The sequence below is a fragment of the Kitasatospora sp. NPDC058046 genome, from assembly GCF_042885595.1.
In the GTDB taxonomy this organism is placed as follows: domain Bacteria; phylum Actinomycetota; class Actinomycetes; order Streptomycetales; family Streptomycetaceae; genus Kitasatospora.
Genome location: NZ_JBHVRS010000006.1, coordinates 36,768 through 53,837 on the forward strand (window position 1 = coordinate 36,768; position 17,070 = coordinate 53,837).

Annotated in this window: 19 protein-coding genes; 8 read left to right on the plus strand and 11 right to left on the minus strand. The window is 74.3% G+C overall.

Annotated elements, in window-relative coordinates; translation table 11 throughout:
* Positions 1–58 precede the first annotated feature (58 nt).
* The 3 genes from ACFVU7_RS14735 to ACFVU7_RS14745 form a co-directional block, all read right to left on the minus strand.
* Positions 59–241 (minus strand): hypothetical protein, encoded by a 183-nt coding sequence (locus ACFVU7_RS14735; RefSeq protein WP_388045270.1) that lies wholly within the window; start codon positions 239–241, stop codon positions 59–61.
* Positions 238–465, minus strand: coding sequence for a hypothetical protein (locus ACFVU7_RS14740; protein WP_049659115.1), 228 nt, complete (start codon positions 463–465; stop codon positions 238–240). The genes ACFVU7_RS14735 and ACFVU7_RS14740 overlap by 4 nt, the downstream gene beginning before the upstream one ends.
* A 152-nt stretch (positions 466–617) precedes the next feature.
* Positions 618–1,340, minus strand: a complete 723-nt coding sequence (locus ACFVU7_RS14745) for a CHAP domain-containing protein (RefSeq protein WP_388045272.1) — start codon at positions 1,338–1,340, stop codon at positions 618–620.
* Positions 1,341–1,573: 233 nt separating this feature from the next.
* Between ACFVU7_RS14745 and ACFVU7_RS14750 the strand changes: the two genes are divergently transcribed.
* Positions 1,574–2,470: a DUF2690 domain-containing protein gene (locus ACFVU7_RS14750; RefSeq protein WP_388045274.1), complete on the plus strand. Its 897-nt coding sequence runs from the start codon at positions 1,574–1,576 to the stop codon at positions 2,468–2,470.
* 162 nt (positions 2,471–2,632) lie between these two features.
* Here ACFVU7_RS14750 and ACFVU7_RS14755 read toward each other — a convergent pair whose 3' ends face one another.
* From ACFVU7_RS14755 to ACFVU7_RS14765, 3 genes are all read right to left on the minus strand, one after another.
* Positions 2,633–3,124, minus strand: a complete 492-nt coding sequence (locus ACFVU7_RS14755) for a glycosyltransferase (RefSeq protein WP_388045276.1) — start codon at positions 3,122–3,124, stop codon at positions 2,633–2,635.
* A 236-nt stretch (positions 3,125–3,360) separates the two neighbouring features.
* Complete coding sequence (locus tag ACFVU7_RS14760; protein WP_388045278.1) at positions 3,361–3,501, minus strand: hypothetical protein; 141 nt, start codon at positions 3,499–3,501, stop codon at positions 3,361–3,363.
* Between the two features lie 53 nt (positions 3,502–3,554).
* The gene (locus ACFVU7_RS14765) at positions 3,555–4,274 is read right to left on the minus strand and encodes a DUF4232 domain-containing protein (protein ID WP_388045280.1); all 720 of its coding nucleotides are present in this window, start codon (positions 4,272–4,274) and stop codon (positions 3,555–3,557) included.
* 277 nt (positions 4,275–4,551) lie between these two features.
* On the opposite strand from ACFVU7_RS14765, the gene ACFVU7_RS14770 reads away from it, so the two are divergent.
* Complete coding sequence (locus ACFVU7_RS14770; RefSeq protein WP_380742382.1) at positions 4,552–5,103, plus strand: hypothetical protein; 552 nt, start codon at positions 4,552–4,554, stop codon at positions 5,101–5,103.
* A gap of 90 nt (positions 5,104–5,193) precedes the next feature.
* Here ACFVU7_RS14770 and ACFVU7_RS14775 read toward each other — a convergent pair whose 3' ends face one another.
* Positions 5,194–6,138 (minus strand): hypothetical protein, encoded by a 945-nt coding sequence (locus ACFVU7_RS14775; protein ID WP_388045282.1) that lies wholly within the window; start codon positions 6,136–6,138, stop codon positions 5,194–5,196.
* 286 nt (positions 6,139–6,424) lie between these two features.
* The gene (locus ACFVU7_RS14780) at positions 6,425–9,238 is read right to left on the minus strand and encodes a hypothetical protein (protein WP_388045284.1); all 2,814 of its coding nucleotides are present in this window, start codon (positions 9,236–9,238) and stop codon (positions 6,425–6,427) included.
* Positions 9,239–9,873: 635 nt separating this feature from the next.
* On the opposite strand from ACFVU7_RS14780, the gene tgmA reads away from it, so the two are divergent.
* Genes tgmA through tgmC form a run of 3 tightly spaced genes read left to right on the plus strand, consistent with a single transcriptional unit; the run spans position 9,874 to position 12,253 of the window.
* Positions 9,874–10,149, plus strand: coding sequence for a putative ATP-grasp-modified RiPP (tgmA, locus tag ACFVU7_RS14785; protein ID WP_049649147.1), 276 nt, complete (start codon positions 9,874–9,876; stop codon positions 10,147–10,149).
* Between the two features lie 20 nt (positions 10,150–10,169).
* Positions 10,170–11,114: an ATP-grasp ribosomal peptide maturase gene (gene tgmB / locus ACFVU7_RS14790; protein ID WP_388045286.1), complete on the plus strand. Its 945-nt coding sequence runs from the start codon at positions 10,170–10,172 to the stop codon at positions 11,112–11,114.
* Positions 11,111–12,253 (plus strand): ATP-grasp peptide maturase system methyltransferase, encoded by a 1,143-nt coding sequence (tgmC, locus tag ACFVU7_RS14795; protein ID WP_388045288.1) that lies wholly within the window; start codon positions 11,111–11,113, stop codon positions 12,251–12,253. Before tgmB ends, tgmC begins: the two co-directional genes overlap by 4 nt.
* A gap of 27 nt (positions 12,254–12,280) precedes the next feature.
* Here the strand turns inward: tgmC and ACFVU7_RS14800 are convergent, their stop codons facing one another.
* Together ACFVU7_RS14800 and ACFVU7_RS14805 are read right to left on the minus strand one after the other, a co-directional pair.
* Positions 12,281–12,643, minus strand: coding sequence for a DoxX family protein (locus ACFVU7_RS14800; RefSeq protein WP_388045290.1), 363 nt, complete (start codon positions 12,641–12,643; stop codon positions 12,281–12,283).
* A 59-nt stretch (positions 12,644–12,702) separates the two neighbouring features.
* Complete coding sequence (locus ACFVU7_RS14805) at positions 12,703–13,212, minus strand: cupin domain-containing protein (protein ID WP_388045292.1); 510 nt, start codon at positions 13,210–13,212, stop codon at positions 12,703–12,705.
* Positions 13,213–13,338: 126 nt separating this feature from the next.
* Between ACFVU7_RS14805 and ACFVU7_RS14810 the strand changes: the two genes are divergently transcribed.
* The 3 genes from ACFVU7_RS14810 to ACFVU7_RS14820 all read left to right on the plus strand — a co-directional run bounded on the left by ACFVU7_RS14810 (position 13,339) and on the right by ACFVU7_RS14820 (position 16,245).
* A complete protein-coding gene (locus tag ACFVU7_RS14810; protein WP_388045294.1) occupies positions 13,339–14,190 on the plus strand; it encodes a LysR family transcriptional regulator in 852 nt (283 codons plus the stop codon).
* Positions 14,191–14,442: 252 nt separating this feature from the next.
* Positions 14,443–15,633 carry an alpha/beta hydrolase family protein gene (locus ACFVU7_RS14815; protein ID WP_388045296.1) on the plus strand — a complete coding sequence of 397 codons (1,191 nt, stop codon included), beginning with the start codon at positions 14,443–14,445 and terminating at the stop codon, positions 15,631–15,633.
* Positions 15,634–15,702: 69 nt separating this feature from the next.
* Positions 15,703–16,245 carry a HEAT repeat domain-containing protein gene (locus tag ACFVU7_RS14820; protein WP_388045298.1) on the plus strand — a complete coding sequence of 181 codons (543 nt, stop codon included), beginning with the start codon at positions 15,703–15,705 and terminating at the stop codon, positions 16,243–16,245.
* A 39-nt stretch (positions 16,246–16,284) separates the two neighbouring features.
* Here the strand turns inward: ACFVU7_RS14820 and ACFVU7_RS14825 are convergent, their stop codons facing one another.
* Positions 16,285–17,064 carry an SDR family NAD(P)-dependent oxidoreductase gene (locus tag ACFVU7_RS14825; protein WP_117485803.1) on the minus strand — a complete coding sequence of 260 codons (780 nt, stop codon included), beginning with the start codon at positions 17,062–17,064 and terminating at the stop codon, positions 16,285–16,287.
* Between the last annotated feature and the right edge of the window lie 6 nt (positions 17,065–17,070).

Below are 17,070 nucleotides of genomic sequence, written 5' to 3' on the forward strand. Positions count from 1 at the left end.
CCGTTCCGAACGGCAGCGGTGGGACACCGGGTTGAACACGGCGGCAGGCCCCCCGCTGTCAGGCGAGGCGCTCGCCGTCGTAGAAGACGCCGCCGGTGGGCCCCTCGGCGGGCAGGGTCGCGGCCCAGGCGACCCACACGGCGCTCTCCGCGGCGGGCCGGTCCTCCTCGTCGATGACGACCCGGCCGCACCCGCCGACCGACCGGCCGGCGACTGACCGGAGCGGGGCCGCTCTCGTCACTCCGGCAGCGAGATGCCCAGTTCCCGCAGGCGGGGCAGGCAGGCTTCGAGGCACTGCTCCACCGAGGCGGCATCGGTGCGCACGAGGATGTCGTCACGCAGCGGGGCGCCGCTGGCCACGAACGTCCACGGCTTGCGCTGCTCCGCCATCCGTTCGGCGTCGGCCTTGAGCAGCACGGTGATGCCCTGTTCGGCCAGTGCTTCCATGATCGCCAGTACGTCCACCGGTGGTCTCCCCCTCGTGAAGTGCGTCGAACGTGCTCGAACGCGCCACGGTGAACCTACCGGTCGAGGCCGGGCAGCGACGGCCAGGCGGCGACGGCCGGGGCCCGGACGGATGATCCGCCCGGGCCCCGGCGCTGGTGGAGGCGGGCCGGTCAGGCGCCGGGCACGCTGACGTAGCCGGAGATGTGGAACTTCTGCCCACCGCCGCGGGCGTCCACGGGCTTGACGTGGCGGTGCGTCACCTTGTCCCCGACGTTGCCCTCGACGGTGTCGATGGTGCCGTCGTGGTTGACGGCGACGACGACCCCGACGTGGCCACCCTTGGCGTAGGCGGGCGGACCGTAGACGACGAGGTCTCCGGGGACGGGGGTGTAGGGGTGCTCGCCGCGCGCGGGCTGCCGGTTGTGGAAGAGGTGGTGCTCCTGGCCCCACTTGCCGACGCCGCGTCCAGACAGGGTGGTCGGCGCGGGCTTCACACCCGCCTGGTGCCAGGTCCAGTCGGCGAACGCGGCGCACCAGGCGGTCTTGGCGCACTTGCTCTGCTTCTCCGTCCCGTCGGCGTAGGCGAAGTACTTGTCGCACGTGCCGGTCTTCTCGGGGTCCTGGCCGGCCGGGGTGATCTGACCGCGGGCGATGGAGACGATCCGCTCGCGCAGCGCGGAACGGGCGGTGGCGCCATCGGACACGGTGGCGGTCGCGGATTCGGTGTCGGTGGTGGTCCGGACGGCGTGCGCACCGGCCGGGAGGGGGGCGATGGTGGCCGCGGCGGCGGTGCCGAGGCCGCCGAGCGTCCCGGCGGCCACCAGGGCGACGACGGCGGTCCTTCCGGCGCGGCCCACGAGGGCGGCGAGCAGACGCGGGCGTGTCATGTTCATGATCTCTCCTTGGATGCGCCCTCCACACCCCGGGCAGGCCGCGGCCTGCCCCGGACACGGGAGGAGGTGGGGTTTCCGCCGGGGATGCGTCCTCCGGCCGACCACCACGATTGCACGCCCGACCGCCGGACTCCTACGCTGTGTGAACGCCTGGTTACCCATGCATATGCGGAGCGCCTCCGTACGGCCCTGACCTGGGCCTACGCACAGCCGAGGGAAGAGGAACCGAGCCGATGACGCACAACCGGCCGCCGCAGGCAGCCGATGAACCGGACCAGCCGACGGCCACCGCCGCCCGCGCCGAACTGGCCCGGACGCTGCGGAGGTGGCGTCAGGAGGCCGGGAACCCCACCCAGGTGACCGTGTCCCGGCGCACCGCGGTCGCCCAGACGACCCTCTCCCGCTACGAGAACCCCGACGGCAGGTACCCGGCACCGGAAGCGGCGCTCCACGCCCTGGCCGCGTACTACGCGGTCGCCGACGGCGAGCTCGTCCGCGCGCTCGGGCTCAGGGCGGCGATCGACGGCGGCACGGGCGACGCGCCGCCACCGGAGCCGGCACCGGAGCCTGCGGCGGCGACCGCACCGGAGACACCGGCGCCCGGTGCCGAGCCGACGGCCGGTCAGGAGCCCGGTGGCAGGCGACGGAGCCGGGCGGCGTGGGCCGCCGGGGGCGCGGCCGTGGCGGCGGCCGCCGCCGGCGCACTCCTCTACGCCCTGGCGGGCCCGGACACCGGCGCCACCGTCGCGCCCGCCCCGCAGGCGATGCCCGCACCCACGGCGGCCGCCTCCTGCGACGGGGCGTCCTGCCTGCACGTCGACCCGGTCGGCACCGTCTGCGACCGCGACGCCGCCACCGCCGCGGCCGACCGCGACTTCGGCGTCCTGATCGAACTGCGCTACAGCCCCTCCTGCCACGCCGCCTGGGCCAAGATGAGCGGCGGCTCCCCCGGCGACCGCGTCCAGGTCTTCGGCACTCCGCCCGAGCAGGAGGAGTACCGCCAACAGTCCGGCCACGACGCCCACAGCAAGATGGTCCGCGCCGCCCGCCCCGCCGACGCCCGCGCCTGCGCCGTCGTCGACAACCGGGGCACCGTCTGCGCCGCACCCCGGGAAGCCCCCACGGGATGACGCGGGAGAGCGGGCGCAGCCGGGTCGGCGAGCCGCTCGGATGGAAGTCGACGGTGACCGCCCGTCAAGGACGAACGGATCCGGCGTCTTCCCTCCTCGCGATCCGGGGATACGAGGTCCAGGCGTCGTCCCCGCAGCGCGCGGCGTGCTGAGGCCCATGGGTCACACACACGCCCGCAGTTCCGCGATGTCCAGCGGTGGCAGCCGTGACAGTTCGGCGTCGGCGGCGGCCATGGCGGCGGCGTAGCGGGAGTCGGCGAGGAGGGCCGTGACGGTGTCGGCGATCTCGTCGCGCGTCGCTGTGAGTTCCAGCGCGCGGCCGAGGCCGTGCCCGGCGAACGCGGTGGTGTTGCCGGGCTGGTCGGCGAGGACGCCCAGGCCCAGGACGGGTGTCGTCGCCTGCACCGCGTCGAGCAGGGAGGCCTGCCCGCCGTGCGTCACGAACAGGTCCACCTGACGCAGGAGCGCGGGCTGCGGGACGTGCTCGACGACCGTGATGCGGGGGTCCGCGCTCGGCAGGTCCCGCGCGAGGTGTCCGGCGGACACGATCGCCTCACTGCCGGTCGCGGAGAGGGCGGCCATGACCTCCCGGTACACGCTCCTCACGACGCCGCGCAGACCGGGCATCGCGGTGGTCAGGGTGCCGAGGCTCACGTAGACGAGCGGGCGGGAGGAGTCGGGACGGTCCGGCCGCTCGGGGGCGGTGGTCCGGAACGCCGCGACGGTGCGCCGGACCGCGCGGGCCGATGACGAAGTCGAGCGCGGACACGTGCGACGGTATCGGCTCGGCGGTGACGGCTATCCGTAGGGCCATGGGGACTCCAAACAGCGTTTTGCGAGCGCACGGAATCCGGGCCCGCTTGCCGAGGTCGGCGGGTTGCGACGGGGCGTCAGGAACCGGCACCGGGTGACGGCGGCTTCCGCGACGGGGCCGCGCCCGGACCGTCCTGACGGCCCAGGACGAGGACCTGGAAGGCCGCGCCGCCGTAGGCGACCAGGAGCCGGGCGATCCTGCGGGGCGTGCTGCGCATAGTGGAGTGCCTGCTCTCGTAGGGTGCTGTCGGCTTGTCGGAGGCTGCCCGGGTCACCAGGAGACGGCGTCGTCCAGCGACTGCTGCCAGTAGCCGACCTTGAGGGAGTCGTCCACGTAGGCGCCCTCCGCGGGCAGCGACGGGTGGGCCCCGGCGCCGACGCTCTCGTTGCCGGAGGGGCCGTGGAAGTAGACGGTCAGGGAGTTCACGGTGTGGCCGTTCGAGCCGTCGGTGCCGTCGGTGGAGGACAGGTTCACGGAGGCGTAGCCGGACTCGCCGGGCTGGAGGGTGACCACGGCCTGCGGCTTCGAGTCGGTGATGACGGGGGGTACGGACTGGGCCTCACCGAAGCGGACGGCCGGGTAGCCGTAGAGGTAGCAGGTGCCGGAGCCGGTGTTGGTGACCGTGAGCAGCAGGTGGTTCACGGGGCGGTTCAGCGGGGCGGCCGTGGTCGCGGTGTTGGAGCCTTCGCAGGTGGCCGGTTTGGCGGCCGCGGGGGTCTTCGGCGTCGGGGTGCCGGTGGCGGGCTTCGGGGCGGTGGGCCGGGGTGCGGCGGCCGGCTCCTGACTGGCGGAACCGGTGGTGCCACCGGCGTCGGCAGACGGGGCCGTGGAGGTCGAGGCGGCCGCAGCGGCGGGCGCCGCAGCCCTGAGCGAGGGGCCGGTCGCCGTATCGATGACCCCGCTGTCGTTGCACGCGGTGAGCGAGAAGGCGGCGACCACGACGCTCGCGGCGGCGCTGACCAGACGGGTGCGGGAGGTACGGACGGACATGTGGTCGCGCCCCTTTCGGCATGGGCTCGGGTGCTGCGTCGGTCGGACGGCCGAAGCCTGCGCGACGGTCCGTCCCAGCCGCCACGTCTGGCGCCGCACCAGGGAGGGTGGGACGGCGAAGGGGGCTCTGACCAGCGGGAACGAGGCCGGCCTGGAACGCCGGAATGGGACGCGGAGGGGACGCCGAGGGGACGGACGGGGCAGCTGCCGGAGGGCACGGGGCCGAGGCGCCCCGCGGGTCGTCGGGCCTCGCGAGTGCGTCTAGGGTGTGGGAGCTATGCGACTGGTCGAGATGGAGACAGCCCGGCAGGACTGGAAGGGCATGCTGTGCGGCTGCGGCGGTTCGGCGGAGCACCTGGCCCGGGATCTGCTGCGGCTCGCGGGCGGGGGGTCCGGGGCGGAGCCGGGCCAGGTCGACCTCGAATGGCATGTCTGGTCCCCGGTCGTCCTGTGGGAGCCGGCTCCCGCGGTGGCGTCCGTTGCGCTGGCGGCACTGGCCGATGACGTCGCACCGGCGGCCCGCGCGCGGTTCCTCGAGCTCCTTCAGTGCCTGGTGGCGGGCGAGGGCACGGACGCGGAGTCCGCCCGACGAGGACTCGATCTTCCGGAGCTGTGCAGAAACGTTGCCGCGCAAGGTCTCTGGCTGCTCTACGGGGAGGTGATGGCGAATCGGTCCCTCGTCGGGGCGGGCACCGCCTTCGAGATCCTCACGGTGGTGGAGCCCGACAGGGCTCGCCTGCACCGTGTCCGGGAGCTCGCGGCCGACTGGCTGCCCGTGTGCTGCCGGACCGGCCTGTGCGATGACGACCTGTGGGCCCTCGACCGCTGACCTCGCCGGAGCCGTGGCCGCGCTGCCGTGGACGAGCCGCGCTGCCCGCTGCCGGGCGTCCGCGGCTCGTCTCCCGCCCGGAGGACGGGGTCAGGGGGCCGGTGACCGCTTGCCCGACACCCCGGCGGCGCGGTGGCACAGCTCGACGAGGGAGCCGAGGAACTGGCCGCCGTACGCGCCGGCGGCGGCGCAGGGGTCCGCGTCGGCGGCCTGGCCGCCGGCCGGCCGCCCGGCCTCGGGAGCGGGCCGCGGTCGGGAGCCGGCGGCCGGGAAGCCCGGTCGCCGCCCCGGGCTCGGCACCGGTGTGCGCCCTGGCCCGCCGTCGCCCTGGTCGGCGGCCTGGTCCTCCTGGTCGCCGGCGGGCCCGGCGTCCGGCGCGGGGACGGGCTCCGCGGTCGCGAGCTCGGACGGGGACGGCACGGGGACCGGCACCGGCGAGGCCGAGGGCGCGGAGCGCTCCAGGACCCCCACGACGGCGGGGGCGACCGGCTGGTCGTCGGGGACCGGTCGCGGGCCCATCCCGAGGTAGGCCCGCGGGCCGGCGTCCGCCGCTCCCGAGAGCAGTGCCGTCGCGAGGACGACCGCGACGACCGTGCCGCGCCCGAACGCCCGGACCGGGGACGGGCAGCCGGGCGGCCGCCGGGCGCCGGGGACCGCCAGAGGGACCGCCGAGGGGGCGGCCGCCGCCGACTCCGCCCGGCGCCGGCAGACCTCCGCGTTGCGCGACGCCGCCCACTGCTCCGACGCGCCCAGCCCGGCCCACGCGGTGGCGGCCACGGCGAACAGGTCGGCCGCCCGCAGGGGGTCGCCGCCGACCGCCGCGACGTACGCCCGCACCTCCTGCGCCCGCAGCGTCTCGGGGTGCAGGGCGCCGCGCTCCAGGGCGACGTACCGGTGGAGCTCCTCGGCCAGGCGGGTCGCGAGGGCCGTGTTCCCGGCCTCCATCGCGCCCCGGATCAGGGCCACCCGGGGCGCGTAGGCGGCCGGCAGCCTCTCGGCGGCCGTCCTTGACGACGTGTCGGCCGTATCGGTCATGGGCCCCTCGCAGGTGGTTCTCCGAACGATGGATGACGTCACGTATACCGGTCGGAGCCACCCCGGGCCGATGCCCTGTCAGCCCATCGGGTGAATCGTCACCGACCGGTCCACGGAACTCCTCCGGCGTTCGGGCCGCTCCGGTAAGGCGCCGCCCGGCCCGGCCGCCGGTCCGCGCCCCCGTGGCGTCACCGCACCGAAATCGCCTCTTCGAGTGATCCGGGTGACGGGCCGACCGATCCGGGCGACGGGCCGACGACGGGGCTTCCCGGCGCCGGCCCCGCCGTCAGGCCTGCTCCCCCGCCCGAAGCTCGGTGGCGATCTGGCGCCGGCCGGCGACCAGCGTCTCCAGCACCACCCCGAGGCCGACCAGCAGGGCCAGGCCCGCGGTGGGCAGCAGCACCGGCAGCAGCACGGGAGTGATGACGTCCCCGACCTTGGCGCCGACCAGCGTCGAGATGTCGAAGGCGCCGCCGAGCAGGGCGACCGCCGCCAGCGCGACCAGGCCGCCGCCGACGGCCGCCGCCAGGGTCTGCGGCAGCGCCTCGGTCATGATCAGCGCCAGCCCGTCCCGGGGCCGCAGGCCCATGGTGCGCAGCCGGGCGAGCACGGCCGTGCGGTCGGGGGCGGCCCGGAAGAGCGTCAGCAGGACGGCGAGCAGGGCGAATCCGGCTCCGGCGGCGGCCGCGTACCAGAACAGCCGCTCGGCGGCGTGCTGCAGCGGGTCGGCGCCGAGCGCGGCGGCGGTCTCCCGGCTGCTGTGCACCGTGTACCCGGCGGGCAGGCCGTGGGTGTCCTTGCCGGTGGCCGTGGAGCCGTCCGCGATCAGCTTGGCCAGACCGACGGGCCTGGCTCCGCCGTTGTCCCGCAGGGCCGTCCTGACCTGGTCGGGGTCGATGTCGCCGACGGCGAACCACTGGTTCACCCGCTTGGCGTCCGGCAGTCGTTCCCAGGTGGGGCCGGCGGGGACGACGACGAACGGCTTGCCCGGGTCCGGCAGCGCGGGGGTGGCGCCGACGGTGTCGGCGACGGTGAGGCGCAGGTCGTTGCCGTTGAGGGTGCGCACCCGGGACGGCCCCGCGGCCAGGTGCTGGGCCAGGTCGCGGCTGACCAGGGCGGGCACCGGGGTGTCCCGGCCGCCTGGCGTCCCGGCCAGCTTCGCCGGGTCGAACTCGCCGGCCCCGAGGGCCCGGGCGATCTCGGCGTACGCCGTCGGATCGGTCACCACCACCAGGTTGGCCTCGGTGTAGTCCTGGTCGCCGCCGAAGACGCGGGCCTTGGTCTCCATCCAGACCCCGGTCGAGGTCCGGACGCCCGGCAGGGCGGCCGCGGCCTTGGTGAACGGCTCGGTCAGGGTGGCGTAGTCCGGGAGGGAGACGCCGATGTCCCCGCCCGTGGTGATGCGCGCGGCGCGGGTCCGCACGTCGTCGACGGTGTCGAGCACGGTGGCGCCGAAGCCGGTCGTGGTGACGGCGATCAGCAGGGCGAGCAGCGGCAGCACGGAGGGCCTGCGGCGGCCCGAGGCGTCGCGGGCGGCCCGGGAGAGGCCGAGGAAGCCGATCAGGCCGCGGCCCCGGCCGACGAGGGTGGCCAGCCGGCCGACCACCACCGGCTCGATCCTGGCCAGCAGCAGTCCGCCGGTGACGGCGAGCAGCAGCGGTGCGGCGACCAGCAGCGGGTCCACCCCGGCCCCGGGGTGGCCGACGCCCCGGCGCCGGACCTCCGCGACGGCCGCGGCGGTGACCGCCAGGACGGCGAGTTCGCCGACCAGTCGGCGTCGTCCGCTGACCGGCCGCCGGCGTACCCAGAGCAGGGCCGCGCGGACCGGGAAGCCCAGCAGGGCGATCAGGGTCGCGACCAGGGCCGCCAGCACCGCGCGGTCCCACCGGGGGGTGGGCAGCAGCACCAGGGCGAGCGTCGTGGCGAGCACGGCGGCGGGCAGTACGGTGACCGACCCCTCGCCGATCAACCGCCGCAGCACCCCGGCGACGGATCCGCCGCGGGCCCGGAGCAGCCGGATCTCGGCGGCGCGCCGGTCGGTGGTGAGCGCGGCGGCCAGGAACAGCACCACGGTGGCGACGCCCGCGACGCCGACCGGTCCGATCACGCTGAGCGGCAGCGAGGCCCGGTAGCGCTCGTCCGCCCTGGTGAGGACGTCGCGCAGGCCGGAGACGGTGTGCAGGTCGGGGCGCCCGATCGCGTCGTGGAGAACGGTGGCATCGTGCCCGGTCAGGAAGGAGGTGATGACGCCGCGGGTACGGTCGAGCTGGTCGGCGTGCAGCGAGGCGGGGTCGACGGGCAGCCGCCAGAAGTTCTCGGCGTTCGAACCCCAGTGGACCAACGCGGACAGGCTGCCGCCGTCGACGAACCCGCTGGTCGTCCAGTGCTCGTGCTCGGCGTCGGTGTTCAGGCAGGCGCGGGCCGGGCAGCCGAGGTCGTCCCAGAAGGGGTCCTGGGGGTCGTTGACCTCGTAGAGGCCGACCACCACGGTGGTCCGCCGGACACCCGCGCCCTCGTCGCCGTTGTCGATGACGTCACCGAGCTTGATGCGGATGGTCTCGGCGGCCTTCTTGCTGACCACGATCGGCAGCGGATCGCCGACGGCGCCGGGGGTCGGCCAGGTGCCGTCGGTGAGGGTGGCCCGGGCGGCCAGGTCGTGCAGGTAGAGCAGGCTGAGGGCCGGGTACGGCTCCTTGTCCGAGAGGTGGGCGTACCCCGGGTTGGTCATGTAGCGGTCGGCCAGGGCGCGGGCGCCGTAGGCCTGACCCGACGGGGACAGCGTCAGCCGCCCGTCGACCTGCTCGACGAGCTGGCGCTGCACCCGGTCGAGTTCGGCGATGCTGTCGTCCTCCCGCGTCTTGGAGGTGGTCCGCAGGCTGGTCGGGTTGACGCCCTTCTCGCTGACGAAGGACTGGAGCGCCGTGTCCGCGCCCCGGTCCATGACGAGGGGGAAGGCCGCCGCCAGGAAGACGGTGACGAACGCGAGGGCCGCCATGAGCAGCGCGGCCAGCGGGTTCGCCCGCAGCCTGGTACGGACCCAGCGCGCGGGGCGCCGGGCGGTGTCGGGGGTGGGCACGCGGGTGCCGGCCTGGGTGGTCACATCTCCTCCACGTGGCGCGTGCGGGCGGCCACGTCTCGACGGCGGCGTCCGATGAGGAAGGCCGACAGCAGCAGGGGCGGCCGCGATCGCGGTCGCGTGCGGCGCACTGATCACCGGCAATCGGTCGCCGGATAGCGGACGATGCTGTCAGATTCGATCGAGGAACGGAAGGGATTCGCACGAATCAACTAAGCACTGAGCGAATTCCTTGCATTGGCGGGATCCGGGCCGGCGGCAAGTCGTCGAAATGCCATGCGCACTTCACAACTCCGGCTTCACCGCACGCCCTTGACCAGGCAACTTCTCTTTCCGGAATTCTCTACTCGAAACGGTGAACCCGCCAAGCCGCCCCAACCGTTGCCCCGGACGGAACCGCACAGCCACGCCCGCCAGGGGCGCCGCCCCGACGGCCACCCGCCCGACGGCGGCCGTGACCGGTCCCCGGTGCAGCCCTCGCCGACGGGCCACGGGCCGGCGACGCCGACGGGCCCACGCCCCGTGGCCATCGGGGCGGGGCCCGGGAGATCGCCTCCGCAACCTGGCATATTCCGTCCGCCGGAACGGGCTTGAAAGCACCTTCGTGCACCAGCAAAGTGGTCGCCAGTGAACCGGCACCATCGATACGAGGAGGATGCATGACGCAGACGCCCGTACCGTGGGGCATCGGCAGGATGACGCCGTACGCGGCCACCACTGCCACGCTCCCGGCGCTCACGCCCGTGATCGACCCCGAGACGCAGATCGCGGTCGTCGTGGACGAGGACGGCCGCACGGTGGAACTGGGTTCCCACGGCACCAGCACCAGTGGACTCACCCCGACCAGCACCCGTCCCGGCGACGGGGCCGCGCCGGGCGGTGCGACCGACGCCGACAGTACCGAGTCCTACGACCAGGATCAGAGCGGCAGTTGACGCCGAGACACCGTCGGCCGGTGCTGGTGCTGACCAACCTCTACGACGTCACCGCGGACGTGGTCCTGCGCGTCCTCGCGCACCGCCGCTCCCCCGTGGTCCGTCTCGACCCCGGCACCGACCTGCACACGGGCGCCTCGCTGACCGCCTCGTTCCGTACGGGCGGCCGGCGGGGCACCCTGCGCACCCCGAGCCGGGAGCTCGACCTCACCGAGGTGGGGGCCGTGTGGGTGCGCCGGGCCTCGCCCTACGAGGGGCCGGCCGACCTCGACGGCCAGGAACGCCGCTTCGCGGCCTCGCAGTCCGTGTGGGGCGCGGGCGGCATCCTCGCCTCCCTCCCCGGGGCGCACTACGTCAACCACCCGTGGGCGAACCGCGCCGCCGAACACAAACCCGCACAACTCGCCGCCGCGCAGCGCTCCGGATTCGCCGTCCCGGACACCCTCGTCACCAACGACCCGCAGGAGGCACGGGACTTCGTGGCCCTCCAGCGGGCCGGAGCGGTCTACAAGCCCGTGTGGAACACCCCGTACTCCGTCGACGGCGAACCGCGGGCCGTGTGGGTGCGGGACGTCCGGGCGCAGGAGATCACGGACGCGGTCCGGGCCTGCCCGCACCTGTTCCAGGCCCGGGTCCCCAAGGCGTACGACGCCCGGGTGACCGCCGTCGGCGACCGGCTGTTCGGCGTGCGGATCGACAGCCCGGACCTCGACTGGCGCCACCGGCAGGACCTGATGACCTGCACGCCGATCGCCGTGCCCGAACCGGTCGCGCGGTCCGTGGCCGACTACCTCGGCCACTTCCGGCTGGTGTTCGGCGCGTTCGACTTCGCCGTCACGCCGGACGGCACCTGGTCGTTCCTCGAATGCAACCCCAACGGCCAGTGGGCCTGGCAACCGCCCGAGACCACCGACCGCATCGCACACGCACTCGCTGACGAGCTGCAGAAAGGCCCCGACGCATGAGCACGTCCGAAGAGCTGCGCGCCGCCCTGACGGCCGACCTCGCCGAGAACGGCGCGCTGTCCGACCCGGCATGGATCAAGGCGGCCGAAGCGGTCCCCCGCGAGGCCTTCGCCGGGGCGTACTTCCTCCCGGTCGAGGGCAGCGACCCGACCGCCTACCGGCCGGTCCGGCAGGGCGACCCCGGCTGGCTCGAGGGGATCTACACCGACCGGACGCTCATCACCCAACTCGACGGCCACACCGGCGCGGACGAGGCGGACGGACAACCCGTGGTCGGCGCCCCGTCGTCCTCCTCCACCCTGCCGTCCCTCGTCCTCGGGATGTGGCAGCGGCTTGGCACGGACACCGGACACCGCGTCCTCGAGATCGGCACCGGCACCGGCTACTCGACCGCCCTCGGCGCCCACCGGCTCGGGGACGGGAACCTCACCAGCATCGAGTACGACCCGCGGGTCGCCGAACGCGCCGCCGCCGCACTCCGGGCCGCCGGCTACCGGCCCCGCCTCCTCGTCGGCGACGGACTGCGCGGAGACCCCGGCGGCGGCGCCTACGACCGGCTGATCGCCACCTGCTCGGTCCGCTACCTGCCGATGCCCTGGCTGCACCAGGTGAAGCCGGGCGGCCGCATCCTGGTCACCCTGTCCGGCTGGAGCTACGCCTCCGGCCTGGCCGAGCTCACCGTGACCGGCCCCGGCGAAGCCACCGGCCGGTTCCTGCCCGGCTACACCAGCTTCATGATCGCCCGCCCGCACGACCGCCCGCCCCGCTCGACCCTCGCCATGCTGCCCGGCGACGAACGGCCCAGCCTGATCGACCCGGCCGTCGTCGACACCTGGACCGGCAGCTGGGTCGCCCAGCTCGCCGCCCCCTCCGCCGAACGCATGGGCAACGGCGTGACCCAGATCCTCTCCGACGTCGCCACCGGCTCCCAGGCCCGCACCGCGCCCGGCCCCGACGGGGGATGGACCGTCACCCAACGGGGCCCGCTGCGGCTGTGGGACCGCGTCGAAGAGGCCGTCCAGCTCTGGCAGCGGGCCGGCGAGCCGCACCAGGAAGGCTTCGGGATCACCGTCTCGGCGGCCGGACAACGGGTGTGGATCGGTACGGAGGACGGCCCGGGCTGGAACCTGCCGATCTGAGCGGTTGCACTGGTGGAGGGCAGTGCCCTACCAGAGTCCGGCGGCCAGCCAGACGGTCACGGCCGCGGTGGTGACGAGCCCGAGGTTGAGTGCGATCCGGCGGTCGCCGCCGGTCAGGTGGACGGCGACCGCACCGGCCTGGAGCAGCACGAGGCCGACGGCCGCGGCCATTGCCAGCGGGGGCGCGACGCCCGTCAGCGGCGGCAGGACCAGGCCGATCGCGCCGAGCACTTCGACCGTCCCCAATGCCCTGAGGGCGGGCAACGGTACGCGGTCCACCCAGGCCATCATCGGTCGTAGGTGGTCGGGGCTGCGGGTCGCCTTCAGGGTGCCCGCGTAGGCGTAGAAGAGGGCGAGCGGTGCCGCGAGGATCCAGTAGGCGGTGTTCATGGTTTCCGTTCGGTGTTCCTGTTCACGTGTCACCGGTTTACGGGGACCGGTCGACTGCTTCAGGCGAGGTCGGTGGCGGGCTCGGTCGCGTAGCGGCTCATCGCGTCGGCATTGGCCTGCGGCGTCAGCGGCCGGCCGTCGGCGAGCACTTGCTGGAGGTCCCGGAAGTACTGCACGTACAGGTCGGGGGTGAACGTGCTGAGCATGGTGGCGGGTTGGTCGGTCGGGTTGGCGAAGGTGTGCGGGGTACCGGGCGGGACCATCACGAGCGTCCCCGCGGTGGCGTCGTGGTCCTCGTCCCCGACGGTGAACCGCACGGTGCCGGAGAGGATGTAGAAGCCCTCGTCGTGCCGGGCGTGGCGGTGCTGCGGCGGTCCCTGGGTGTGCGGGGCGAGGACGGACTCGGCGATCGCGAGGCGGTGCCCGGTGTGGCTGCCGTCCTCCAGGACGCGCATGCGCGTGGTGCCCAGGACGATCGTCTCGCCGCCGCCGGGGCCCACCACCGAGAGGGCGGGGCCGACCTGCGGTCCGTTGCTCCGTGTTTCCTCGGTCCTGGTTCCTTCAGCCATGGCTTCTTCGGTCGTGGTTTCTTCGGGCGTGGTCTCTTCGCTCATGTCCACCAGTGCACCGCCGGGGCCTCACGGGTGTCCAAGACCCGTCCTGCGGTATCGATACCCGGCGGGTATCGTTCCAGCGTGGAGCTTCGTACCTTGCGGTATTTCGTGGCGGTCGCCGAGGAACTCCACTTCGGCCGGGCCGCCACCCGACTGCACATGACCCAGCCGCCGCTCAGCCGGGCGATCAAGCAGCTGGAGGCCGAGGTGGGGGCCCTGCTGTTCGACCGCTCGCCCGCCGGCGTCTCGCTCACCCCGGTGGGCACGGTGCTGCTCGACGAGGCGCGGGCCCTGCTCGACCACGCCGACCGCGTCCGTGCCCGGGTGAGCTCGGCAGCCGGCGCCGCGACCATCACCGTCGGCATCCTCGGCAACCTCACCGACCCCGGCGTGACCAGGCTGGCGGCCGCCTACCGACGACGCCACCCCGGCATCGACATCCGCATCCGCGACACCGATCTGACCGACCCCACCTGCGGGCTGCGCGCCGCACTCGTCGACGTCGCCCTCACCCGGGCACCGTTCGACGAGACCGCCCTGACGGTGCGCACTCTGCGCAGCGACCCGGTCGGCGTGGTCCTGCGCGCCGACGATCCGCTGGCCGGCCGCGGCCGACTCCGGCTCGCCGAACTGGACGACCGCCGCTGGTTCCAGTTCCCCCAGGGCACCGACCCCGTCTGGCAGTCGTACTGGAACGGCGGCAGGCCGCGCGAGGGCGCCGTGGTGCGCACCGTCCAGGAGTGCCAGCAGGCCGTCCTGTGGAACGGCAGCGTCGGCCTGGCCCCGCTCGGACACGACCTGCCCGCGGAGCTGGCCGTGGTACCACTGACCGACATGGCGCCGAGCCGCGTGGTGGCGGCGTGGAACGAGGGCGACACCAACCCGTTGATCCGGTCCTTCGTCGAGCTCGCGACGGCCGCGTACCGCCGCTGAGCACCGGCAACCGGTCCGGCCGGTGCCACCGCCCTCGCTCGGGCGCGGGCGAACGCCTTCGCCCGCAACACCTTGAACGGCTGCCGTGGTACGGCATGCGCAGTACGCCCGCTGCCCGGTTGCCCACCGTCCGGCCGGGAATCGCGGGCTCCTGTCATCCGTGGAGGTGATGCCTTGCTACGCCTCGGAGATGACGGTGTCTCAGTCTTCACGGCGAGGTCGGATCGGAGTTCGCGACCTACCGTTTCTCACATGACCAGACTCCGTCGCACCGCCGTTGCCGCCGTGCTCGCCCTCGTCCTGCCGCTACCGATCGCCGGGGCGAGTTCGGCGCTCGCGGCCACCGCCACCGCTCCCGCCGCCTCCTCGGCGGAGGTGTCCGCCGCAGAGCTCGACCTGCCCCGGCCGACGGGGTCGCAGGCCGTCGGCCGCAGCACACTGCACCTCGTCGACCGGGACCGCCCGGACCCGTGGGTGCCGACCGCGGGGGCGCGGCAGTTGATGGTGTCGATGTACTACCCGGCCCGCCCCGGGACGGGCGGTCCGGCGACCCCGTACCTGACCGCCGAGGAGGCCCGGCTGCTGCTGGACTTCCAGGTGCCGGGCGGCACCATACCGCCCGAGGCGGCCACCGGCCTCCACCCGTGGGCCCGCACCGACGCGCGCCCGGCGCCGGGCAGGTACCCGCTCGTCGTCCTCTCCCCCGGGTTCACGCTCCCCCGCGGCACCCTCACCGGCCTCGCCGAGGACCTGGCCAGCCGCGGGTACGTCGTCGCCGCCGTCGACCACACCTACGAGACCTCCGGCACCACCTTCCCGGACGGGCGCACCCTGACCTGCGCCGTCTGCCAGGACCTGAACGACGACAAGATCGCGGCCGTCCCCCCGAGCCGGGCCAAGGACATCTCCTTCGTCCTCGACCAGCTGACCGGCCCCCGCCCCGCCTGGCCGCACGCCCGCATGATCGACCGGGACCGGATCGGCATGGCCGGGCACTCCATCGGCGGCAACTCCGCGGCCAGCACGATGGCCGCCGACCAGCGGATCCGCGCCGGCGTCAACATGGACGGCAAGTTCTTCGACCCGTTCCCCGCCGGCGGGCTGGGCGGACGGCCCTTCCTGATGCTCGGCACCCAGTCCGTCCACAACCCCTCGGGCTGGGACACCACCTGGAACGAGGCCTGGGCCCGCACGGACGGCTGGAAGCGCTGGCTGTCCGTGACCGGCTCCGACCACGGCAGCTTCACCGACGCACCACTCATCGGCGCCCGCGCGGGCCTGCCCGACCCCGAGGCCACGCTCGCCCCACTGCGCGCCGAGAAGATCACCCGGTCCTACGTGGGCGCCTTCTTCGACCTGCAACTGAAGGGCATCCCCCAGCGGCTGCTCGACCGCCCGTCGGCGGCGTACCCGGAGGTCCTCTTCCAGCAGCCCCTCCACTGAGCCCGGCGGCCCCTCCGCCAATGCGAAATCCCTTTGCCCGGCCGCCTCGCGTGGTTCGACACTGAGCCCATGCTCGGATTCGTCAGGACCGACAACGAAGCCCTCGTCTCGTGCCTGGGCGACCCGCAACGTGCCGTAGCGGCCTACCGGGAGCTGCTGCGGCGCGCGGAGGACGCGCTCGGTGCCATCCGCGCCGGCCTGTCCCACGAGAGCGCAGCCGTACGGGAAGGCTGCTGCCGGCTTCTGGACCACCTGGTCGATACCGAGTCCATGGGCGAGCTCATCTCCATGGCCGACGATCCCGACGCCCGGGTCAGGATCGCCGCGTTCCACGCCCTGGCGTGCGACCGGTGCAAGGGGGACACGTGCGCACCGGGCGCGGACCGGGTCCTCGAACCAGCGCTGCGGCACCTAGCCTCCGACCCCGACCCGCGGGCCAGGGCGATGGCCGCCGAGCTCGTCGGCAAGTTCGCCCACACCGATGCCGGAGCCGTCGCCGCCTTGCGCAGGTCCTCCGCGCAGGACCCGAGCCCGGCCGTCCGGAAGAAGGCAGGATGGTTCATCCCCGGAGGGGCCGTCTACGAACGGACCGCCCCTCACCCGCCCGGGTGACGGGACAGCCCTGACGTCCCCGAAGGGGGCCCGGTCCGGTCACGCCGGTGGGATCGGGCCGAGGTAGGTGCCGCCGGAGGCGTCGATGGCCTGGCCGGTCACCCAGCGGCCCTGCGGGCCGGCGAGGAAGCCCACGACGTCCGCGACGTCCTCCGGCAGGCCGATCCGGCCCAGGGCGGTGATGGACTCCAGTCCGGCCATCGCCTCCGGGGCGCTCGTCCACGCGGAGGTCATGTCGGTGAGGATCACGCCGGGGTTGACGGTGTTCACGGTGATCCCGCGCCGGCCGAGCTCGTTGGCGAGGGGCGCGGCGAGGGCCACCAGCGCCGTCTTGCTGACGCTGTAGCCGATCTGGAGGGGCGAGCCGATCCGGGCAGCGGCCGAGGCCACGTTCACGATCCGCCCGCCGTCCCGGAGCAGCGGCAGGGCCCGCTGGATCACGAAGACCGGCGTGCGGACGTTGATCGCCATCACCCGGTCGAACTCCTCCTCGGTGATCTGTCCGATCGAACCGGCCAGGTGGATGCCCGCGTTGTTCACCAGGACGTCCAGGCCGTCCTCGCCGTGCTCCGCCAGCCCGGCCGTGAGGCCCTCGAACAGTTCGTCCAGCGCACCACTGGTACCGAACCGGGCCCGCACCGCGAACGCCCGGCCGCCGGACTTGGCGATCAGCTCCACGGTCTCCGCGGCGGCCTCCTCGTTGCCGCCGTAGTGCACCGCGACCAGCGCCCCGTCGGCGGCGAGCCGCAGCGCGACCGCCCGCCCGATCCCGCGCGACCCGCCCGTCACCAGTGCCGTCCTGCCGTCCGGTTCGCCCATGGCCGC